Here is a 21726-nt window from a genome sequence, read left to right as displayed (position 1 = left end):
GGCAACATGTCGACGGAGAGTAGTTGAAATAATACTCAGCGTTGCCTTGTTCAAAGGCAATGCAAATGTTTGAACCGAGCAGTAGCCGGTTCTCAGGTGCCCATGACAACGTTCTTCTTGTCAGCGACGGACGGGTCGCGGACACAGGCTCCAGGCGGAAAATCGACGTACTCCCGTCCGTGACCGGAAATGTACCTCCCCTGCCGGCTGCGGAATGAGACGACGGATCCGCCCTCCTTCGGGCCGACTGCCCTCTCGGGGCAACAGCAGGACGCCGGTCGCGCCATCAGCGGTTCCGGTCGCCAGTGAGGTGGCGACCGACACCCGGCGCGGCCGGCGTTTCTTATGCGCGGAACTTCTGCTGCGCGGAGCCTTGGCGGCGTACTGGTGCGACTGGGGACCAGTACGCCGCGAGGGCGTGCTCGGCTAGGCGAGTTCGAGCAGGGTGTTGGAGCGTTGCTGGACTTCGCCGTAGGTGGTGGTGCGTTGGCGGGCGGGGCGGTTCGCGGCGGTGGCCATCGCGGTGAGTTCTTCGATGGACTTGCGGGAGCCGTGTTTGGAGCCGGCCATGCGGCTGATGGTTTCTTCCATCAGGGTGCCGCCGATGTCGTTCACGCCGCCGTTGAGGACGGCTACGCAGCCGTCGACGCCGAGTTTCACCCAGGAGCACTGGATGTTGTCGATGCGGCCGTGCAGCATGATCCGCGACATCGCGTGCACGGCGCGGTTCTCGTCGTACGTCGGGCCGGGGCGGGCGACGCCGGCCAGGTAGATCGGCGAGTTCTGGTGGATGAAGGGGAGCAGGACGAACTCGGTGAAGCCGCCGGTCCGGTCCTGGACGGCGGCAATCGTGCGCAGGTGCTGGACCCAGTGGTGCGGGGCGTCGACGTGGCCGTACATCATCGTGGAGCTGGACGGCAGACCGATCTTGTGGGCGGTGCTGATCACCTCGATCCAGCTTGCCGTCGGCAACTTTCCCTTGGTGAGGATCCAGCGGACGTCGTCGTCGAGGATCTCGGCGGCGGTGCCCGGGATGCTGTCCAGGCCGGCCTCCTTGACCGAGATCAGGAACTCCTCGATCGACAGGCCGGTCCGGACCGAGCCGTTCAGGACCTCCATCGGCGAGTACGCGTGGACGTGCATCTCCGGGACGCGGTCCTTGATCGCGCGGACGAGATCCGCGTACGCCGTACCGGGCAGATCGGGGTGGATACCGCCCTGCATGCAGACCTCGGTCGCGCCGATCACCCATGCCTCCTCGGCGCGCTGGGCGACCTCGTCCATCGAGAGCGAGTAGGCGTCGGCGTCGGTGCGGCGCTGGGCGAACGCGCAGAACCGGCAGCCGGTGTAACAGACGTTGGTGAAGTTGATGTTCCGGTTCACGACGTAGGTGACGTCGTCGCCGACAACCTCCTTGCGCAGGTCGTCCGCGATCCGTGCCAGCTCGTCCAGCGCCGGGCCAGTGGTGGTCATCAGGGTCAGCGCCTGTGCGTCGGACAACCCGGCGGGGTCGTGCTCGGCGGCGGCGAGCGCGGCCTTCACGTCGGCGTCGATCCGGGTCGGCGCCGAAGCTCCGAGCCCGGCATCGATCGGGAGTGACGTGCCGGCGGCTCGGCGGGCCGCGACGTTTTCACGTACGGCGTCCCAGTCGCCGTACGCGGCGTCGAAGTCCGAACGAGTCTCGGTACGGCGGCCCTCGGTGTCGATGGCGGTGTGCAGATCGGTCCGGCCGACGCTGTCCCAGCCGCCGTCGGGCTCCTGCCAGGGCAGGCCGACGGGCATCGCGGACTCGTTGGCCAGGCCGGTCTCGGGATCGACCAGTGCCTCGACGTGCGAGATCAGGCGCGGGTCGAGCCAGGGCTCACGCAGGTACTCGGGGTGGGCCGTCAGCCGCTCGCGCAGCTCGAAGCCGGCGTCCGCGGTGACCTTGGCCAGGTCGTCGATCTGCGGCCAGGGCCGCTCCGGGTTCACGTGGTCGGGCGTCAGCGGGGAGACCCCGCCGAAGTCGTCGACGCCCGCGTCGAGCAGTGCGCGGCACTCGGCCAGGTCGACCAGGTTCGGCGGCGCCTGGACCCGGACGCCCGGCCCGAGCACGACCCGGGTGACGGCGATCGCGGCCAGCCACTCCTCCAGCGGTACGTCGGCGTCGTTGCGCATCGCCGTGTCCGGCTTCACTCGGAAGCCCTGGATGATGACTTCCTGGATGCCGTTGTACTGCCGGGCGATCTTGCGCAGCGCGAAGATCGAGTCGGCCCGCTCAGCCAGGTTCTCGCCGATGCCGATCAGCAGACCGGTCGTGAACGGGACGTTCGAACGACCCGCGTCCTCAAGTACTCGCAGGCGGATCGCCGGGTCCTTGTCAGGGGAGCCGTAGTGCGGCTGCCCCTTCTCCTCGAACAGTCGCCGCGAGGTGGTCTCGAGCATCATGCCCATGCTCGGCGCGACCGGCTTGAGTCGCTGCAGGTCCTGCCACGACATGACGCCCGGGTTCAGGTGCGGCAGCAGTCCGGTCTCCTCGAGGACCCGGATGGACATTGCCCGGACATAGTCCAGCGTGCTGTCGTACCCGGCCTCCTCGAGCCAGACGCGGGCCGCGTCCCACCGCTTCTCCGGAGCGTCGCCCAGCGTGAACAGCGCTTCCTTGCATCCCATCGCCGCGCCCTGCCGGGCAACCTCGAGCACCTCATCCGGCGACATGAACGGCGCATGCACGCGGCCCGGTGTGGTCGCGAAGGTGCAGTAGTGGCAGCGGTCCTGACACAGCCGCGTCAGCGGGATGAAGACCTTCTTGGAGTACGTGATGATGCCGGACCGGCCGGCATCGGCCAGCCCCTGGTCGCGCACCCGGGCCGCGGTCGCCATCAGGGTGGTCAGCGCCGTCCCCGAGGCGGTCAGCAGCACCTCCACCTCGGCCGGGTCGAGGGTCTTGCCGTCGTCGGCCCGCTTCAGTGCGCGGCGCATCGCCGTACTCAGCTCGTTGGTTGTCACGTCACCAAAGCCTAGGGGCCGAAACCCGGCCGATCCCGCGATTCGGGCGGCCAAAAACAATCCGTACGAGTGTCCTGATAGTTTGCGATTTATGCCTGCCGACGGTCGCCGTAAGCGTGGTGAGCTGCGGCGGAGTGAGCTTCTGCAGGCCACGGTCGAGGTGATTCGATGCGACGGAGTCGCAGGTGTGAGCCATCGTGCGGTCGCCGCGAAGGCCGATGTGTCGGTGGCCTCGATCACCTATCACTTCGCGACACTGGACGAGCTGCTCGTCGCCGCGCTCACCTGGGCGGCTGATGATCTGGCCACTGAGCTGCATGGTTGGGGCAGTGAACTGGGACTCCGACCTACTGATGAGCTGGCCCGGCTGATCGAGCACAACCTGGTACGGCGTCGCGGCCGCACGCTCGCCCTCTACGAGCTCTACCTGTACGCGGCTCGTCGTCCGGAGCTCAGGTCGGCCGCAGCGGCATGGCTGGAGCCGATGACCGATATCGCCCGGACCTTTACCGCGGATCCGCGGAAGGCGCAGCTGCTGGTCGCCTCACTGGACGGTCTGCTGATGCAGTGCCTGATCGGCGCGCGCGAGGTCGACCGGGCCGACATCGCGGCGCTCCTCGACGTACTGCGGTAGCGCGCGAGCTACCCCAGGTGGGGTGTGTGGGCCAGCGCTGGCGAAGACGTATCCCTGTTGGCTGGAGCGCATGCTCAGGTTGTCGGTCGGTGCTGTGCGGGACAGGTGGCAGTTGTTCGCCGGAGCGATCGTTGCGGTGGCTCTTGGCGTCGGACTGGTCCAGTCGGGTCTGCAGATGCTGGCAGCCACTGGGCGACCCGTGCTGCCCGCCGGACTGTCGGCGTACGAGCGCGCGCAGGTCCGTGAGGGCTATGTGGGCGCGGGGACGCTGCTGGGGATGTCCGTGATGCTTGCGGTGTTTCTGACCGTGTTCATCGTCAGTACGACGTTCGGCTTCACCGTGGTCCAGCGTCGCCGGGAACTGGGGCTCCTGCGACTGGTCGGGGCGCAGCGCGGCTATCTGTGCCTGATGCTGGTCTGCGAGGCCGCACTGCTCGGTTTGCTGGGGACTGTGGCCGGGGTGCCGATCGGATTGCTCGCAACCTGGGGGCAGTCGGCGCTGATGATCAAGCTCGGCATGCTGCCGGAGTGGTTCGCCGCACCGTGGAGCCAGGGCTCGATGTGGGCCGCGTTGGTCGTCGGCATCGGTACGGCGCTCACCGGCGTACTGGCTGCTGCGTGGCGCGCGTCCCGGGTGAACGCGTTGGAGGCGCTGGCCGAGAGCCGCGCCTCGCAACGGGTGATGACTGGCTGGCGGTGGTTCTGGGGACTGTCGGCGGCGGCTGCCACTGTGGCCATGGTGATCGCGGCGCAGGCCGCGCGGGATCTGGTGGCCGGTCTGCTGATCGGACTGATGGTGCTGGTCAGCGGATCGGTCGCGCTCAGCCAGCTCAGCCCGATCGTCGTACCGTGGGCCGGGCGGTTGCCCGCGCTGGTCCTGCGCGGCCATCTGATCGCGGACCTGGCCCGGGCCGGCGTTCTCCATGCGGCACATCGGAGTGCGGCGACTGCGGCACCGTTGATCGTGCTGGTGGGGTTGGTGGTCGGTCTCTGGGGCACGTTCGGTTCGCAGGCGAAGGCGGTCGGGGTTGAGCAGGAACGACTGATTACGGCGGACCTGGTTGTTGATCGAGCGGTCGCGGCGGGGCCTGGGATCGCGGTCGTTTCGCCGCAGACCGCCGTACCGGTGGTGGTCTCGCGAGGGAAGAACACCGTGTACTCGGAGGCGGTCGGGATTGATCGGGTGGCGTATCAGCAGACGCATGCGCTGCGGCCGCGGAAGGGATCGCTGGACAAGCTGTCCGGGCAGACGATCGCGATCGGGCCGGGGATGGCGGCCGAGGGGTACAAGCTGGGGTCGACACTGACTGTTGCCATGGGCAAGAAGAAGGTGGCGGTGAAGGTCGTCGCGATCATGCCCGAGACGCTTGATGTCAGTGAGAACTTCTTCGTTCCGCTGTCGTTGTTGCCGGCAGGTGGTCGTATCGAGACGCTGGTGAAGGTTGCTGCAGGCATCGATCCGGCGGTGGTGGCCGCGGGGTTGCCGGGGGAGGTGCGGACGGTTGGTGAGTGGGCGAAGGCGCGGGGTGATGCGCAGCAGCGCAACAACACTGGCCTGTTTGCCGCGCTGATGGGGCTGGCCGGGATCTTCACCGCGGTCGCTGTTGTGAACGCCGTGGTGATGTCGACGGCGGACCGGCGCCGCGAGTTCGCGTTGGCCCGGATGGCGGGGCTCACTCGTCGGCAGGTGATCGCGGTCGCGCTCACGGAATCCGTCACAGTCGTGCTGACCGGCGTACTCCTCGGCGCACTCGTAGCCGCCGCAGCCCTCGCCGGAATCGCCGCCGGCCCCTACGGCCTGGCCGCCGTCGCGATCCCCTGGCGCCTCCTCACCCTGATCCTCGCCGCCGCCCTCACCGTAGTAGGCGCCGCCACCGCAACCACTGCCCACCAAGCCACGAAGCAACACCCCATCACCCTCCTAGCCGCCCGCTGACCCCTTGAGCACGGCCCAACCATTTCGACGGCCCCCGCATGGTCGATGCGTGCTCAAGGCGGCACGGCCCCCTTCGTACGGCGTAGGCCCGGCCGGGCCGGCGGTTGGGCGCTGGGAGCGGTGGCGAGTGTCGGTGCGCGTTAGTCGGTGGATTTTCGTCGCGGGGCACCCAAAATCCACCGGATAGCGCGATGCCCCTGGCCCGCGCCGGTCGCCCGGGACGACGTGTTGTGGTGCGGGCCCGACAGGTCGCCCGGCGAGCGCCGGGAGCGGCTCGGGGCACGCTGTGGACCGCCCGCACTGACCAACCTCCGTGGCGCCTGCCTTCTCGCGCTCGACCGCCGCCCGAAAGCCCTCACCGGAGGGAGTTGGTCAGTGGCGCAGGTCCGCGCTCGCCGATTTGGCGCTGGGAGCGGTGGTGGTCGGTGCGCGTTAGTCGGTGGATTTTCGTCGCCGGGAGGCTGTTGCAGAATCGGCGTGGCTTTGGTGACTGCAATCCGGTGGCTGGGCGGGGTTGGTGCGGGTTCACGGATGATTGCTGCCGGTATTTGGCAGTAGGTATCCGTGGATCTGTGGCTGGGTGGGTTTGTGCGTGTTTGCGGGGAGCTGCTGCCGCTGAGTGACCCTGGGTTCACGGGAATCTGTGGCTGGTCGGGGTTTCCACGTGTTTGCGGGGATCTGCTGTCTCTGGGTGGCAGTAGATCCCCGCAAAGCGGGGTTGGTGTGCCCCCGATTCGCGCCGCACCGGACAGGCCGGACACGTAGACGGTGGCTGGTCGCCGCGGCGGCCGATTTACTGAAGCGCTAGGCGGGCGTCGCCTGGGGCTGAGGGGGATGGCGAGGCCGGTGACCGCGGTTGCGGTTGCTTGAGCTTCTGGGCTATGGCTGGGGTCGGCAGGGTTGCGGTAGTCGGTAAGTTTCGGTCGCTATATAAGAAAAAGTACCGGCTAACGAACCCGGCTACCCGATCTGCACGGCATCAACCCCCGCGACGGATCACCTACCCGACCTCCTCACCGCCAGCCCAACCACAGCCCGCCAACCACAAGCAACCGGAACCGCGGTCACTCCACACCATCCCCCTCAGCCGAAGACCACCCCAGCCACACTGCTTCAGTAAATCCGGCCGCAGCGGCGACCAGCCACCGCGTACGCCGCCGGCCGAATCCGAGCGGACGGACGGGACGAGCACATCCGGGGAGGAGGGGTTCCTGTCCAGGCAAAGCCCTCAGCCACCGCGCCTGATCACCTGCCGCGATCTCGCTCCCCGAACCGGTTTGGGGAGCAACAGCCGTCAAACGCACCAGGCACCGGGAACCCAAAATCCACCGGATAGCGCGATGCCCCTGGCCCGCGCCGGTCGCCCGAGACGACGCGTTGTGGTGCGGGCCCGACCGGTCGCCCGGCGAGCGCCGGGAGCGGCTCGGGGCAAGCTGTGGACCGCCCGCACTGACCAACCTCCGTGGCGCCTGCCTTCTCTCGCTCGACCGCCGCCCGAAAGCCCTCACCGGAGGGAGTTGGTCAGTGGCGCAGGTCCGCGCTCGCCGGTTGGGCGCTGGGAGCGGTGGTGGTCGGCGCGCGTTAGTCGGTGGATTTTCGTCGCGGGGCACCCAAAATCCACCGGATAGCGCGATGCCCCTGGCCCGCGCCGGTCGCCCGAGACGACGTGTTGTGGTGCGGGTCCGACCGGTCGCCCGGCGAGCGCCGGGAGCGGCTCGGGGCAAGCTGTGGACCGCCCGCACTGACCAACCTCCGTGGCGCCTGCCTTCTCACGCTCGACCGCCGCCCGAAAGCCCTTACCGGAGGGAGTTGGTCAGTGGCGCAGGTCCGCCATCGCCGATTGGGCGCTGAGAGCGGTGGTGGTCGGCGCGCGTTAGTCGGTGGATTTTCGTCGCGGGGCACCCAAAATCCACCGGATAGCGCGATGCCCCTGGCCCGCGCCGGTCGCCCGAGACGACGCGTTGTGGTGCGGGCCCGACAGGTCACCGGGCTAGTACCGGGAGCGGCTCGGTCCACGGCGCGGACCGCCATCACCCAATAACCTTCGTGGCACCGGCGTCGGCACGCTCAACCATCGCTTGAAGACCCTCGCCGGGATGGGTTGGTGGGTGGTGGAGGTCCGCCCGCGTTGTCCAGTTCAGCCGCCGACCTGGCTCGTCGCTTTCTTTTGTGGCTGTCTTTGGCGGTTGGGTGGGTGCAGGCCGAAAGTTCTCGGCCGGCGGCGTGGGTTTGTGGTTGCTCGCAGCGTCCGGCCGATCTGAAAGACAGCACCGTGAGCCGCCGCGGTGCCTGGGGTGGATGGCGAGGCCGGTGACCGAGGTTCCCCGTCGCCTGTGGCTGACGGGCTTCGGTTGCGGTTCGAGAAGAGGTCGGCGATCAGCTGTCCGTTGCCCTGGGGTTGCTGGCTTTGGCTGCGGTTCGAGATGGAGGTCGGTGGCCGCGTTGCCGTCGCCTGGGGCTGACGGGTTTTGGTTGCGGTTCGAGGAGGGGTCGGCGATCTGCTGTCCGTTGCCCTGGGGTGACGGGCTTCGGGTGCGGGTTCGGGGCGGAGGCGGGTGATCGGGCTTCCGTTGCCTAGGGCTGATGGGTTTTGGATGGGGTGCGACGGACAGGCCGGTGACCGCGTTTCCGTTGCTTGGGGCTGCTGGCTGTGGTGGGGGTTGGGGGAGGGCTTAGCCGGAAACTCTTCGGCGTATGGCGCCTAAGAGTTTCCGGCTAGTGCGGGTTCGGGGTTTGACGTCCGACGATTCGGAGGTGGGGGTTTGTGGGTGCTTCGGACGTTAGTTGAAGGGGAGGGTTGTGTTGGGGGTGAGGGTGGTGGGGGTGAAGGTGATGGGGGGTTGGTTGGGGAGGCTTAGGGAGGTTAGGTGGAGGGTGCCTGCGCGGACGTGGAGGCCGTCGGAGTCGAGGGTGCCGAAGGCGTTGCCGGTGGACCAGAAGTGGGTGCCGGGGGTGGTGAAGCGCATTGCGCCGGTGCGGCCGTCGTAGTCGAAGCCGGTGAGGGCGATTACTGCGCCCCAGCTCGCCATGGCGCGGGCGTAGTGGTGACCGCATTCAGCTTCGTCGTAGGGGTTGCGGCGTTCGCCGTCGTACCGGGCTCGGATGTCGGTGATGACCTGGAGGCCTTCGTCGATGAGGCCTTCCTGGATCAGGCCGACGGCGAGGATGTGCTCGAAGCCGGTCATGACTTCGGTGAAGTAGGGAAACGGGCGTTCGGGGCGGTTGCCGCGGGGGTAGCTGCACATCAGTACGGCGGTTTCGTCGCCGAGCACGTAGCTGCGCATGTGGTTGAAGTGGCCGTGGAATCCTTCGCGGCGGTTGTGGCGCAGGATGCTTCGCAGGGTGGTCTGCACTCGTTCGGTGTCGAGGAGGGTGCCGAGGTCGGCGATCCGTGCGAGGTGCTGGCCGGCCAGTTGGTCGACCAGGCAGCCGTCGCCGAGTTGTAGTTCGGGGTGGGTGGGGTCGGCGGCGCCCATGGATTCGCGGAGGCCGGGTGCTACGGCGTCGGCGGAGGCGGGTGGGCGGATCTCGTGGCGGTAGTACTCGCCGTTGAAGAGGTTCTTGTCCATCCAGGCGCTGCCGTAGTCGAAGAGCCGGCGGCAGTCGGCGGCGAGGGCATCTTCGTTGAGGTGGCGGGCCATTTCCTCGCAGGCGCGGAGGGCTGCGAGGTACCAGGACTGCATTTGCGGGTTGGGGCCGTAGTACTCGACGTCCATCGTGTTGTGCTGGCAGCCTTCCATCACGCCGTCGCGGTCGGCGTCCCAGCCGCCCTCGATCCAGCAGAACTCCAAGGCGCGCCGGGCCGCGGGCCACAAGGCATGCAGGAGTTTGTCGTCACCGCTGAGACGCCAGTCGCGGTACAGCTTGACCAGGCAGCCGAGCTGACCGTCGGCGGCCGCGACCCGCCAGTCTTGGGCGTTGGTCTCCAGGGGCAGACCGACGCGGAAGCTCATCAGGCCCTGCTCGTCGGTGGCGTGCGCGAACTCGACCTCGCGGAGGGAGCGCGCGATCTCGCCGAATAGGTACGGCGTTGCCTGCTCGTAGTTCCACACGTGCGTGCAGCTTCCGAAGCAGCTGCCGACGTGATCGGAACAGCCTTCCCAGCCGAAGAACCGGCCGTCCGGGGTGCGGAACACGGTTTGGGTGCGGAGCGTGCTGAGGTTGAAGAGTGCGGCCTCTTTGACCTGCTCGGGTAGGTCGCTGGCGAGGAAGTCCGAGACGAAGTCGACCGTACGGCGTTCCAGCGACTCGAGCTGTGCAGCGAATCGGCAGACTGCGGTCCACGCGTCGTCGACGAGGGTCGTGTAGTGGTTGCCGACGACATCGGACTTCTCCCAGGCGCGCCGGTTCGGGAAGTGCCAGCCGAGCAGGAAGGTGAAGCGCTCGGTCGCGCCGGCGGCGACGGTACGGCGATCGGCCACCGAGGCGACCGGTGTCTCGGACTCGCTGGCCCGCTCGTCGAGTCGTCCGTCGGCGGTGAAGTCGTCCCAGAAGTCGAGCAGGCTGCCACCCCAGGTTCGATCGGCCCACCCTGTACGACGACTCACGTCCTGCCCATCCAGCACCGCCAACGCAATCGACCCGAACTGCTCAGCCTCCGGGTCAACCCCGCGGCTACCCATCAACACCCCTTCGATATCGACAGCTGGGTGTCCGGATCCCCCAGAGGCAGCGGTGTTGTAGTTGCCTGCGGCAATGTCTGAGGTTCCGTCGCGGCCGATGAAGTTTTGGAGGGAACCGGCCAGGGAGACGGTGAGTGGTTGGTCGGTGGGATTGGTGACGGCGAAGCGGAGGACGGCGACGGGCCACGAGCTCGCCTCGACGTCGGTGGGGACGAACGGGGTGAACGCCTCGACGGCGAGCTCCACCGGTACGTCGTCATCACGCAACGACAGCCGTGCGAACGGGTACGCCGTACCGAATTCGGCGGAACGGAAGCGGGGCAGACCGTGGCTCTGGGCGGGGCTGCCGTGGGCGCCTTCGTAGTCGCTCAGGTCGAGAGGGCCTTCGGCGGCGCGGGTGGTGACGGTGCCTTCGGGGGATTCGGTGCGGATCGCGAAGAACGCCGTACCGGGGTGGAAGCCCTTGGCGGGGCGGTTCACGATCTCCCAGTCGCGGAGGTTGCCGCGGCCGCCGAAGCTGACGGTTCCGGTGCCGATCCCGCCGAGCGGGAGGGCGAGCCGGTGCAACTGCCGGCCGGTGTAGGTACGAAGCAGGGGCCACGGCGAGGTCGTCATGCTCATCGACCTTAAGTGCCCTGGCCCCTGGGGGAAACGGAGTTGTTTAGACCAATCAGGCGTCGGCGACGGTGAGAGCCTGGGCCTCGGTCGCTGAATGGTTGGCGGGGACGCGGAGGTGCGCGAGCGGCTTCCAGCCGGTGGCCAGGACTCCGACGGCGAGCAGGACGGCGAAGGCGCCGACGTAGAAGGGGAGCTGGACGTTGACCTCTTCGCCGAGTTTGCCGGCCAGCCAGGGGGCGACCGCGCCGCCGGAGAAGCGGACGAACGAGTACGCCGCGGACGCCGTGCCGCGCTCGACCGGAGCGGCTCCCATCACGGCCTCGGTGATCAGGGTGTTGTTCACGCCGAGGAAGAGGCCGGCCACGATCACGCCGATCGCGAGCACTGCCTTGTGGTGCGCGAAGACGCCCATCAGAGCGAGGTCGGCGCCGAACAGCAGCAGCGACGTCATCACCACCGGCAAGGTGCCGAACCAGCGCTGCAGCCGCGGTGCGACGAACACCGAGGTGAACGCCAGCCCGATACCCCAGCCGAAGAAGATCAGCCCGATCTGCCGCGCGGACATCGCCAGCGGGAACGGAGTGAAGGCGAGCAGGGTGAAGAAGCCGAAGTTGTAGAGCAGTGCGGTGACGGCGACCGTCGCCAGCGAGCGGTGCCGCAAAGCCTTCAGAGGTTCGAGGATCGACGTACGGCGGGCCTCGGGCGGCGTCGACGGGAGCAGGAAGGCGGTCGCGGCCAGCGCGATCGTCATCAGCACGGCGACCCCGAAGAACGGGCCTCGCCACGAGATCGTGCCGAGTTCACCGCCGACCAGCGGACCGGCCGCGATACCGACACCGAGGGCGGCCTCGTACAGGATGATCGCCTCGGCGACCGAGCCGGCCGCGGAGTTCACGATGGTGGCGAGGGCGGTCGCGATGAACAGCGCGTTGCCCAGACCCCAACCGGCCCGGAAGGCGACGATCATGCCGATCGAGTTCGACAGGCCGGCCAGCGCGGCGAACACGACGATGATGGCCAGGCCGATCAGCAGGGTGCGCTTGGCGCCGATCCGGCTGGAGACCGCGCCGGTGATCAGCATCGCGACACCGATGACCGCCATGTAGCTGGTGAACAGCAGCGACACCTGGGACGGGCTGGCGTGCAGCTGCTCGGCGATCGGCTTGAGGATCGGGTCCACCAGGCCGATGCCCATGAACGCGATCACGCAGGCGAACGCGACCGCCCAGACGGACTTGGGTTGCTTCAGAAACGACGACGTACCGCTCACCGGGGCGTGTCCTCCACTGTCTCGAGGGTGAGGATCTTGTGCATCACGGCGGCCGCGTGCTCGAGGGTCTCGAGGTCGGCTGCCGGAAGGTGACGGAGTCTGGCCGCGATGGCGGCACCCGCCTCCTGGCGGGCGCTCAGCAGTTCGGTCAGGCCTGCCTTCGTGAGGCTGATCAGGCTGGCGCGCGAGTCGGCGGGATCCGGCTCACGCCGTACCCAGCCTTGCTCTTCCTGGCGCTGGACCAGCGTGGACATGGTCGGCTGCGAACACCGGTCGGCCTTGGCCAGATCACTGATCCGGGTCGGCCCCAGCTCGTCCAGCCGGCCGAGCAACCGCATCGCCGCATGCGGCAACGCACTCACATCGCGGCTCGCCAGCCGCGTCAACCGCGCGGCGGCGACCACGACCTCAACACCCAGCTCGGTCAGCTCCACGCCTTCCAATATACATAGGATAGCTATGTATATCCATCGATGGGTGCGGTGAAGCAGATCACCCTGCCCGGGGTCAGTCCGGGGTGGGGATCTCGAAAAGAGCGAGCATCGAGCAGATCGTCTGGTACACCCCGGCGACGGCAAGAATGTCGAACAGGCCGGTGGTACCGAATGTCTGCTCGGCCTCTCGGTAGAGCGCGTCGTCGATCCGGCGGTTCGCCAGCAGCTCGAAAACGACCTTCGCGGCGAGCGATTCGTCGTGCGGGAGGTCGTCGGGGATGTCTCCCGCTGCCAGCGCCGTGACAGCGCTGTCAGGCAATCCGGTCTGGCGCGCGACCGAGAACTGCGCGTACAGCTCGTAGTCGGCTCGCCAGACGGCCCCGGTGGCGATGATCACCACTTCACGTACGGCGGGCGCGAGGGTCGTGTACTGCGCCTCGGCGACCTGCAGATCCGACATCTTCTCGGTGATCTCGGGGTGCAGCAGCAAGGGATTGAAGGGGCCGATCAGGCGCCCGTCGTCGGTCGACGCCTGGACGCCGATCTTGTCGGCGAAGGCCACCCAGGTCGACTTCAGCGTGTCGTAGAGCGCCCGCTGCGACCCGGTCAGCGTGCTCGGATCGAACAGCGGGAGTCGTCCGCCGAGTCCGTCGGTCGATTGCGTCATGGTCGTTGTCCCTTCGCCTGTCAGCGTTCGGTGAGCTCGATGCGTACGAGCGCGGCTTTGCGGAGCACGCCATCCGGCGGAAGCTGGATGACGCCGCCGTCCGTCGGGGCGTAGGCCACCCGGCCGTAGTCACCCTCGCCGCGGCCCCAGTCGATACTCGTGGGCCCGATCAGCTTGCCGTCGAAGGGATCGCCCGCTGCCGGCGCATGACCGACGCCGTCGCCATCGGGCGTCAGGGACGCGCGCTCGATGATGTGGTTGGGGTGCCGCGCGATATAGGCGACGCCGAGATCCTCGTCGAGGCAGAGATCGTCGATGTTCGGGATCTCACCGAGGAGCTCCGGTTCGCCGGCCGGGTCCAGCGTCCGCGGGTCGACCGGGACGCGCAGGAACAGGTTCTGCGACGAGGTCGTGTAGTACACGAACCCTGTTTTCGGCCCGAAACGCATCCCGTTGATCCCGGGGAAGGGCACCTCCATCGTGGCCGAGAACTTGATCGGCGGATGCCCGCCACCTGCCGCCATGGTGTCGTGTTTCAGCCAGACCCGAGCCTGCCCGGTCAGCCCGTCCTTGCTCAGGTCCACGCGCCAGATCAGGCCCTCGACACAGTCGGCGACCAGCAGGACGCCCGGCGCGAGCAGAGCGGAGCCGTTGGGTCCGGCCGGTGCCTCGAAGTCCAGCACCTTGGTCGGCTGAACGGGTTCGCCGGGCGTCCAGCCTCGCAGATCGAGGCGGTACACCGTCGCCTTCCCATAGGTGAAGACGTAGAACACCTCAGGCTCAGCCTCGACGAGACTCTGGGCCAGCGCTCCCTCTTCGAATGTGTGCAGCAGTAGCGGCTCAACAGGCAGGTCGCCTTTCGGCACATACCAAACCTGCCGCTGCGGCGACGCGACGACCAGGATGGAGCCGTCAGCACGGACCGCCAGGTTCTCGAGCATCGTGTGCTCCGGGAACCAGGCAACGGTGGTCACCTTCGAGAACGCGTCGCTCATGCGATGTCACTCCTTTGATCGTCAGAAGCTGTCGGAAGCTCTTCCTTCGTGCACTCGTCAATCCTGCGCGACCGTCGGCAGCCCGAGCCTCGCCGACTCCCCACGAAAACTTTGCAGTCCCGCAACCGAATGCTCTTCTGAGGCTGGATGACCCCCGCGGAATGGTTCGCTCAGGGAGTGAACGCCACCGTCTCCCGCAGGGTTGTGCTGTCCGCCGTCGCCACTGGGCTGCTGGCGACCGGGTGCGGGTCGCGCGGCGAGAAACCCCGTGCCGGTACGACGAGTCCGCCGCCGCTACCGGTTCGGGCGGCTGGCATCTACGTCTTCAGCGGCAGCTTCGACGGCCAGGCGCCGCCTGCCGGGGATGGGGTGCTGATCACGCCGCACTCGACGCACTCACTGGAATCGCTCGCCCTGCGGACCGAGGTGCAGGGGCCGGAGGCGCTGCAACTCGGGATCGATGCGTTCTCGGTGGAGCCGGGCCACGAGATCGTGATCGCGAGCTTCAAGGAGCCAGGGCCGCCGGCGTACTCCGAGAAGGCCAAGGCAACTCTGGTGGTTGCCGCCGGCAAGCAGACGCACCCCGTCGACCTGTTCGGGCCCTACGACCCGGTTGGCAGGAGCTACCGGGAGTTCCGCTCGCAGACGGTCGTCGCCTGTGTTCCGATCGGTACGCCGGTCGAACTACTCGCCACCGACGCCGGCCGGACCGTGTCGCTCGACCTCCGGACCGGAAAGCGGGGCGCCGGCGCGTACCCGCTGTCGGCATACAACACAGCCCAGGCGCGACTCGGTTCTGACTTCAGGGCCACCAGCGGCATCATCAGCCGACCAGCCGGCAGATTTCAGGTCGATGCCGAAATGTACAACCTGGACTTCGGAATCCACTACGCGGCCTTCGGGGTCAGACCGTGGACTCCGACACGAGGCTGGGCTCCCCGCGGCACGACGTGGGCCGTGCTGGCCAGTCTCAGTGTGACCGGCCGCACGGCTGACGGCCTCGGAAAGAACAGGGACGAGTATTGGTCGGTGACCACCGTGCTGGACCTGGCGTCGACGTTCCAGCTGACGCCCGCCGGAGGCCGTCGCCTCGCGGGGCCTCCCGGCAAGTTCAAGGTCCCGATCATCTCGGCGTCGGGCCTAGACATACCGGATCTGATCTGGGCGGTCCCCGACACCTTCACTGAGGGAGTGATCCGCATCCAGCCCCAGGGCTCCCTGACTGTCGAGTACGCGAACCGCCGCATCCCCGCCGCTTGGGCCTCGCCGCCCCTTTCTAAGGACGTCCCCGTCGCGGTCCCTGTGTAGGCACCGGCCTGCCCGAGGTCTCCGACCGCCGGGGATCAGCGAATTGTCGGTGCGGGGTGCTGGATGTGCGCTGGACCGGTTCTGGACCGGCAGTGTCTAGCGTCGTCAAGCATGAAGAGACAGCGGATCGCGGCTGCCCTGGTCGTCCTGGCCCTCGGCTCGGTCGCGGCCTGTTCCGGAGGCGGTGAGCGAGCGGCTGCCCCGGCGCCGGCGAGCAGCAGTACGCCGACCGCCTCGCCGACTCCGACTCCGACGCCGCCCATCTCCGAGGCTGAGGTCGGGCAGGCGGTCGCCGACTACTTCGCGACGCGGAACCGCGCAGCCGGCAAGTACGACGACAAGCTGATCAAGAGCGTGGCGAGCGGCCCGTTGCTCGAGCAGCGCCTGATGGATCACAAGATCAACCGGATCCTGAAGGCCAAGATCCCGGCGGTCGAGGTCAAGAACTCGGTCGGCACAGTGACGCCGCCGGGAGTATCGCCGCAGCGCCTGGTGGTCGAGACCGAGTTGCAGACCGAGCGCTTCCCGCGCCTGACTGCCTTGGCCGAACGGAAGCGGCCGGGGCTGCCGTGGAGCTGGCGCTATGCGGTGACCCTCGACGACGAGACCGTCATGCAGTACCTGACGACGAAACCCCGGACAGGCGACTCCACCCTGCGGACGCCGACGAAGGCCGAACTGGCGCGCTTGAAGCTGTCTCCCGCCGCCGCTGTCGAGAAGCTCGCCCAACTGCTGACGACCAGGACGATGGACATCAGCTTCGCGCCGTTCCGCACCACGGGAAGTGCGGACTCGTACACCGGCGAGTTCGTCTGGGCTCAGACCAACGACGACGACAAGCCGACAACCCTCGCGGTGGTCGACGGCCCGGTCGTCGCGCTGCAGTCGTCGTACGACAAGGTCCTCGTCTTCGCCACGATCAACATGTCCTGGATCTACCACCCCGAGCCCGGGACCACCCTCCAGTGGCCGCCGGGGCCACGCGCGGCCCTTGCGGTGAAGGGCCGCACGTACAGCAACGCGCTCATGTACTTCGAGAAGCTCCAGGTGGTGATCGGGATTCCGCCCAAGGGGCCGGGGATCCCCGACGTCTTCGGGATCGAGCCTCAGCTGACCGGAGTCGGCGGCTACTGACCGGTGCGGAAGAGGCTGACGGGGAGGGGACCGCGGTGGAGGATGTGGGGGACGTCGGCCCAAGGGAACAGTGGCTCGGTGGGGTTGAGGGTTCTTAGGCGCTGCAAGGCTTTCTCGGACGGCTGAGTGAGAGTCGCGACGGTAGCCGGGGAGTAGGCGATGAAGTCCTCGGGCGGTTGCGGGCGTAGTTCGGGGTCGTGGCGCTTGAGCAGGATGCAGGTGTCGGCGGGGTCGAGGAGTTCGGCGTCGAGGGTCCAGTAGTCGGGGACGAACGGGCCGATGCGGCCGGACTCGTGCAGTGCCTCGAAGAGTGGGGCCGGGTGGACCGGTGAGAGAAAGACGAGGTCGGTCCAGGTGCAGCCCAGCGGGTAGACCGGATAGCCCATCGTCTCGGGGCGCATCGCGTACTTCGCGGCTTCGCGCTCGTACAGGTCAGGGTGCTGATCGCGAAGCAGGTTGAGCGGCAGGATGGCGTCGCCGCGGAGATCATGGATCGCAGCTCGGTACAGAAGAGTCGTCATACGCGAAAGCCTCCGACCACAGGAAGTCTGCGTCGGAGGCTTTCACACATTCTACCGGCGCTTGAGGTCGGTGGCGAGGACTTGGGCGATGTTGCGTTCGGCCAGGGCGGTGATGGTGACGAAGGGGTTGACGCCGAGGCTGCCGGGGATCAGGGAGCTGTCGGTGACGTAGAGGTTGGGGTGGTTGCGGACGCGGCCGTAGTTGTCGGTGGCTTTGCCGAGCAGGGCGCCGCCGAGCGGGTGGTAGCAGAAGTCGGCCGCGAAGGCGCGGTTGCCGGTGAACAGATCGCGCCGGTACGTCGTACCGATCGCCTTGTTGATCTTGTCGAACAGGAACTGGGCCGAACGGATGGACGGGGTGCTCTGGCTCGCGCCCCAGTGCAGGTCGGCGCGGTCCGTGCCGTGGTTGTAGGTGAAGCGGCCGCGTTCGGGGTTGACGGTGATCGCGAGGTAGAGGCTGGCCCAGGTCTCGATGCCGACCGGGAGCGGGGCGATCTCGGCGAACGACGGGTACTTCGGGTGGTTCCAGTTGTCGATGGCAAGGGTCGGGATGGTCGACTGGAGTGATCCGGTCGGGTCCCAGAGGTGGTTGGCGCGGGCCGTCATCACGTTGCCGTTGGTGCCCCAGCCGTTGCCGATCGCGGCCGGCAGATTGGGTAGCGTGCCGGTTTCCCTTGCGCGCAGCAACAATTCGGTGGTGCCGACGCTACCGGCGCCGAGGAACAGTGACCCGCAGGCGATCTCGCTGCGCCGGATCACCTTGCCCCAGGCATCGATCTGTTCGAGGCCGACCAGATATCCCTTACCCTGCTGGCGAATCGTGGTCACTCGGGTCAGTGTGCGAATAGTGACGTTACCGGTCCCGAGGGCGTCGGCGAGGTACGTCTTGTCGAGCGACTGCTTGCCGTGATTGTTGCCGTAGATGACCTCACCGGCCAGCGCCGACCGCTTGACCTGCTTCTTCTCTTCGCGCCGCAGGTAGTTGAAGTCGTAGACGTTCGGTACGACGCTCGTCTTGAAGCCGGCCTGGTGAGCGTGCCGCCGGGACACCCGCGCGTACTTGTAGACCGGCGTCTGCTCCAGGTATTTGGGGTCGATCGTATTCACGCCGAGCATTCGGCGGGCGAGCGGGAAGTACCGCTTGTACATCGCGTCCGCGTCGACCTGGGGCAGCATCTTCTCGAAGTACGCGCGCCGCGGCGTCGGCGCCATCCCGCCGTTCACGAGTGAACCGCCGCCGACCCCGCGACCGACGTACACGCCCATGTTCGGGAAGTCGATCCGGTCGAGCACACCGGCGTACGGCGTACCGAGGTCGCGGTTGACGACGTCGAGCCAGAGGAAGGTGTCGAGCGGTGCGGCGGTCTTGCGGTGGAACCACATCGACCGGCGGTCCGGGCTCAGGGTCGAGCAGAACACCTTCCCGTCCTTGCCGGGGGTGGTCCACAGCTGGCCCATCTCGATCATCGTGGTCTTGATCCCGGCGGCACCCAGGCGCAGCGCGGTGACGGCGGCGCCGTACCCGGTGCCGACGACGAGGGCGGGCACGTACGGCGTCGCCGTGGCGGACGCGGTCGCGGGGCCGATCCGGGTCAGGCCGGTCGCGGCTGCCGCGGTGAGGACGGTCAGACCGGCGAACCGGCGGCGGGTCAAAGCGGACGGAATAGTCTCGAAAGTCACTGACGCAACGTAGTCGACCAATTACTAGGCTGCAGCGGTCTCGGCATGTCGCTTACCTTTACCCGCATGGACATGCGCTTTCTCGGCCGGACCGGACTGCAAGTCAGCGAACTGTGCCTCGGCACGATGACGTTCGGACCCGGGACCGACGAACCCACCGCCCATCGCATCCTGGACGAGTTCGTCGCGGCCGGGGGCACGTTCATCGACACCGCCGACACCTACTCCGGCGGGGTCTCCGAGGAGATCATCGGCAGCTGGCTGAAGAACCAGAACCGCGACGATCTGGTGATCGCGACCAAGGTGTACGGCGAGGCCGGCCCCGGACTGCCGGTCCGCGGCGCTGGGCGCAAGCACATCCTGGCCGGGGTCGAGGACAGCCTGCGCCGGCTGCAGACCGACTTCATCGATCTCTACCAGACCCATGTCTTCGACGACGCGACGCCGTTGGAGGAGACGCTGACGACGCTCGACGCGCTGGTGACCAGCGGCAAGGTTCGCTTCATCGGTGCGAGCAACCTGACCGGTTGGCAGCTGCAGAAGGCGATCGACCTCTCGAACCATCGCGGGCTCGAGCCGTATGTCAGCCTGCAGCCGCTCTACAACCTGCTGGACCGCGACGCCGAGCTCGATCTGATCCCGGTCGCTCTGAATGAAGGGGTTGGGGTCATCGCGTGGAGCCCGCTGGGTGGGGGCTGGCTGTCGGGTAAGTACAGCAAGGAGGCGGGCGGTCCGCCGGCCGGCAGCCGGAGCAGTCAAGAGGACTGGGATGCGCACGACAACGACCGCACCTGGCGAGTTCTCGACGTACTGCGTGCGGTGGCGGGCGAGGTCGGGAAGACGCCGGCGCAGGTTGCGCTGCGGTGGGTGCTGCAGCGGCCGGGGCTGACCGCGCCGATCATCGGTGCGCGGACTCCGGAGCAGCTCGCGGACAACCTCGGTGCGACCGGCTGGACGCTGAGCGACGAGCAGATGGGCCGCCTCACCGAGGCCGGGGACGGACCGCTGCCCTACCCGCACAACATCCTCAAACTGCCCCAGTTCATCCGCCGGCCAAGCTGACCGCCGCCGCGAGCAGGTCGCACTGCTCGCGCCAATCCCCATCGGCGAATCCCATCACCAGGTGGCCGGCGCCCGCCTGCTGGAACTCCGCCAGCCGCTCGGCCGCCTGGGCGGGACTTCCAGTGATCGGTACGCCGGTCGCCGGAATGCCGTAGCCGGAACTGATCGCGGCCTCGAGCTCCGCCGCGGTCTTGACCTGGTGGCCGAGTGCACCGGTGGCGCCGACCGCGACCGTCATCGGTCGATCGGTCTGCCCCGCCAGCCAGCTTCGCCCCGCCGCGACGTCGGCCGGCTTGACGAGCGACGGAAACCATCCGTCGCCGAGTCCGGCGGCCCGGCGGAGTGCGACCTTCGATGCATTCCCCACCCAGAACGGCGGGCGCGACACGGCCGGTGCCAAGGTCACCTCCTGCTCGCCGATAAGTGTCGGCGCACCGGCGAGCAGGGCCGGCAACAGTTCGAGGGCTCGGTCCGTGCGCGGCCCGCGATCGGCGTACGGGATCTCTGCCGCCGCCCACTGCGCAGACCCGCCGCCCGAGCCGATCCCGAGGATGAGCCGGCCGCCGCTGACCTGCTGCAGGCTCCCGATCTGTTTCGCGGCCCAGGCGAGTGAGCGCAGTGCGGGGACGAACACGCTCGCGCCGATCGAGATCGTCTCGGTCACCGCGGCGGCGGTGGCCAGGCCGACGGTCACGTCCAAGACCGGACCGCCGACGGCAAGGTGGTCGCCATGCCAGACGCTGGCCAGTCCGGCCTTCTCGGCGTACCGGGCGGCCTCGCGTAGGTCCAGATGCTGCTCGTGCTGGGTCCGCAAGGAGGGGAGGACGACTCCGACTGCCAGTGGACTCACGGGATGGTGATCACGATCTTGCCGTGGACTCCGCCGGCCTGGTAGGCGCGGAGGGCATCGGCGGCGTTGGCCAGTGGGTACGTCGCCATGATCGGAAGCCGGAGGTGGCCCTCGGCGTACTGGTTCGCCAGTTCGGTGAGACGGGCCGCCGAACGGGCGAGTGGGGTGACGCGGATGCCGAGGCCGGCGGCCTTGCCGTGGTCGGTGAGGGTGAGGATGCGGCTGCGGTCCTTCACCAGTTCGAGCGTCGCGTCCAGAGCTGGGCCGCCGACCCCGTCAACGGCGGCGTCGACACCCTGTGGGGCCAGCGCGCGGACCCGGTCGACGAAGTCGTCGGTGTAGTCCAGTGGAACGGCGCCGAGCTCGCGGACATAGTCGTGCTGCGCGGCCCGGGCGGTGCCGATGACGGTCGCGCCGCGCAGCCGGCTGAGCTGTACGGCGAAGGTCCCGACGGCCCCGGCCGCGCCGTGCACCAGGATCGTGTCGCCCGGCCCGATCCCGATCTCCTCCAGCGCGATGTGTGCGGTCTGGGCTCCGGCGGAGAATCCGCCCGCGACCTCCCAGGGCATGTTCGCCGGCTTGGCCGCCACCTGCGTGACCGGCACGGTCAGCAGTTCCTGGTAGCTGTTCAGGGTCCCGTAGCCGAGTACCTCGGCGCCGATCGCGAACTCCGTCACGCCGGCGCCGAGTTGATCCACGACCCCGGCGAACTCGTTGCCCGGAACGGTCGGGATCGCCGGATCCTGCTGCCGGTGGATCTGACCGGCGACCACCGCCACATCGAACGGCTGTACGCCGGCGGCCTTGACCCGCACCCGGACCTCGCCGGGTCCCGCCGAGGGCTCGGGTACGTCGATCAGCCGGAGGACCTCTGGTCCACCGGGCTGGAAGAAGGCCGCGGCTCTGCTCGTCCCACTTGTCGTCTGCATGCCGACAGTCTCAAACCTGAACATAAGTTGATGTCAAGGGAGGTACTGTCGTGCCGTTGCGGTGCCCGTTCGTGCAGG

General features: G+C 68.0%; 15 protein-coding genes. 5 read left to right on the top strand and 10 right to left on the bottom strand.

Features of this window, described 5'->3' with window-relative positions; all coding sequences use genetic code 11:
* Nucleotides 1–426: 426 nt before the first annotated feature.
* Nucleotides 427–2961 carry a bifunctional FO biosynthesis protein CofGH gene (locus OG474_RS12945; RefSeq protein WP_405064571.1) on the bottom strand — a complete coding sequence of 845 codons (2535 nt, stop codon included), beginning with the start codon at nt 2959–2961 and terminating at the stop codon, nt 427–429.
* Nucleotides 2962–3079: 118 nt separating this feature from the next.
* Between OG474_RS12945 and OG474_RS12940 the strand changes: the two genes are divergently transcribed.
* Together OG474_RS12940 and OG474_RS12935 are read left to right on the top strand one after the other, a co-directional pair.
* On the top strand, nt 3080–3622 hold the full coding sequence (locus OG474_RS12940; RefSeq protein ID WP_405062507.1) for a TetR/AcrR family transcriptional regulator: 543 nt from the start codon (nt 3080–3082) through the stop codon (nt 3620–3622).
* 70 nt (nt 3623–3692) lie between these two features.
* Nucleotides 3693–5558: an FtsX-like permease family protein gene (locus OG474_RS12935; protein ID WP_405062506.1), complete on the top strand. Its 1866-nt coding sequence runs from the start codon at nt 3693–3695 to the stop codon at nt 5556–5558.
* A 2780-nt stretch (nt 5559–8338) separates the two neighbouring features.
* On the opposite strand, the gene OG474_RS12930 is transcribed toward OG474_RS12935, so the two are convergent.
* From OG474_RS12930 to OG474_RS12910, 5 genes are all read right to left on the bottom strand, one after another.
* Nucleotides 8339–10795: a GH116 family glycosyl-hydrolase gene (locus tag OG474_RS12930; RefSeq protein ID WP_405062505.1), complete on the bottom strand. Its 2457-nt coding sequence runs from the start codon at nt 10793–10795 to the stop codon at nt 8339–8341.
* A 55-nt stretch (nt 10796–10850) separates the two neighbouring features.
* A complete protein-coding gene (locus OG474_RS12925; RefSeq protein WP_405062504.1) occupies nt 10851–12068 on the bottom strand; it encodes an MFS transporter in 1218 nt (405 codons plus the stop codon).
* Nucleotides 12065–12502: a MarR family winged helix-turn-helix transcriptional regulator gene (locus OG474_RS12920; RefSeq protein WP_405062503.1), complete on the bottom strand. Its 438-nt coding sequence runs from the start codon at nt 12500–12502 to the stop codon at nt 12065–12067. The genes OG474_RS12925 and OG474_RS12920 overlap by 4 nt, the downstream gene beginning before the upstream one ends.
* Before the next feature lie 73 nt (nt 12503–12575).
* Nucleotides 12576–13169, bottom strand: coding sequence for a carboxymuconolactone decarboxylase family protein (locus OG474_RS12915; RefSeq protein WP_405062502.1), 594 nt, complete (start codon nt 13167–13169; stop codon nt 12576–12578).
* Between the two features lie 20 nt (nt 13170–13189).
* A complete protein-coding gene (locus OG474_RS12910) occupies nt 13190–14164 on the bottom strand; it encodes a hypothetical protein (RefSeq protein ID WP_405062501.1) in 975 nt (324 codons plus the stop codon).
* Nucleotides 14165–14341: 177 nt separating this feature from the next.
* On the opposite strand from OG474_RS12910, the gene OG474_RS12905 reads away from it, so the two are divergent.
* Nucleotides 14342–15472, top strand: coding sequence for a hypothetical protein (locus tag OG474_RS12905; RefSeq protein ID WP_405062500.1), 1131 nt, complete (start codon nt 14342–14344; stop codon nt 15470–15472).
* A 111-nt stretch (nt 15473–15583) separates the two neighbouring features.
* Complete coding sequence (locus OG474_RS12900) at nt 15584–16606, top strand: hypothetical protein (protein WP_405062499.1); 1023 nt, start codon at nt 15584–15586, stop codon at nt 16604–16606.
* Here the strand turns inward: OG474_RS12900 and OG474_RS12895 are convergent.
* Nucleotides 16600–17127, bottom strand: a complete 528-nt coding sequence (locus OG474_RS12895; RefSeq protein WP_405062498.1) for a hypothetical protein — start codon at nt 17125–17127, stop codon at nt 16600–16602. The two genes, OG474_RS12900 and OG474_RS12895, sit on opposite strands and share 7 nt — an antisense overlap.
* A 51-nt stretch (nt 17128–17178) precedes the next feature.
* Nucleotides 17179–18807: a GMC oxidoreductase gene (locus OG474_RS12890; RefSeq protein WP_405062497.1), complete on the bottom strand. Its 1629-nt coding sequence runs from the start codon at nt 18805–18807 to the stop codon at nt 17179–17181.
* Between the two features lie 66 nt (nt 18808–18873).
* On the opposite strand from OG474_RS12890, the gene OG474_RS12885 reads away from it, so the two are divergent.
* Nucleotides 18874–19869 (top strand): aldo/keto reductase, encoded by a 996-nt coding sequence (locus tag OG474_RS12885; RefSeq protein WP_405062496.1) that lies wholly within the window; start codon nt 18874–18876, stop codon nt 19867–19869.
* Here the strand turns inward: OG474_RS12885 and OG474_RS12880 are convergent.
* A complete protein-coding gene (locus OG474_RS12880) occupies nt 19850–20719 on the bottom strand; it encodes an LLM class flavin-dependent oxidoreductase (RefSeq protein WP_405062495.1) in 870 nt (289 codons plus the stop codon). The genes OG474_RS12885 and OG474_RS12880 overlap by 20 nt on opposite strands.
* Entirely contained in the window at nt 20716–21648 is a 933-nt protein-coding gene (locus OG474_RS12875) for an NADP-dependent oxidoreductase (RefSeq protein ID WP_405062494.1), read from the bottom strand. The genes OG474_RS12880 and OG474_RS12875 overlap by 4 nt, the downstream gene beginning before the upstream one ends.
* Nucleotides 21649–21726 lie beyond the last annotated feature (78 nt).

It is taken from the genome of Kribbella sp. NBC_01505, from assembly GCF_045040285.1.
GTDB lineage: Bacteria > Actinomycetota > Actinomycetes > Propionibacteriales > Kribbellaceae > Kribbella.
The sequence above is the reverse complement of the archived record's forward strand: the minus strand, read 5'-3'. Positions and strand labels throughout refer to the sequence as shown.

Bases quoted from the DNA above. Each gene is read 5' to 3' on its own strand.
- OG474_RS12900 (WP_405062499.1), top strand. From the start codon at position 15,584: ATGAAGAGACAGCGGATCGCGGCTGCCCTGGTCGTCCTGGCCCTCGGC.
- OG474_RS12930 (WP_405062505.1), bottom strand. From the start codon at position 10,795: ATGACGACCTCGCCGTGGCCCCTGCTTCGTACCTACACCGGCCGGCAG.
- OG474_RS12875 (WP_405062494.1), bottom strand. From the start codon at position 21,648: ATGCAGACGACAAGTGGGACGAGCAGAGCCGCGGCCTTCTTCCAGCCC.
- OG474_RS12940 (WP_405062507.1), top strand. From the start codon at position 3,080: ATGCCTGCCGACGGTCGCCGTAAGCGTGGTGAGCTGCGGCGGAGTGAG.
- OG474_RS12895 (WP_405062498.1), bottom strand. From the start codon at position 17,127: ATGACGACTCTTCTGTACCGAGCTGCGATCCATGATCTCCGCGGCGAC.
- OG474_RS12885 (WP_405062496.1), top strand. From the start codon at position 18,874: ATGGACATGCGCTTTCTCGGCCGGACCGGACTGCAAGTCAGCGAACTG.
- OG474_RS12945 (WP_405064571.1), bottom strand. From the start codon at position 2,961: ATGCGCCGCGCACTGAAGCGGGCCGACGACGGCAAGACCCTCGACCCG.
- OG474_RS12915 (WP_405062502.1), bottom strand. From the start codon at position 13,169: ATGACGCAATCGACCGACGGACTCGGCGGACGACTCCCGCTGTTCGAT.
- OG474_RS12910 (WP_405062501.1), bottom strand. From the start codon at position 14,164: ATGAGCGACGCGTTCTCGAAGGTGACCACCGTTGCCTGGTTCCCGGAG.
- OG474_RS12935 (WP_405062506.1), top strand. From the start codon at position 3,693: ATGCTCAGGTTGTCGGTCGGTGCTGTGCGGGACAGGTGGCAGTTGTTC.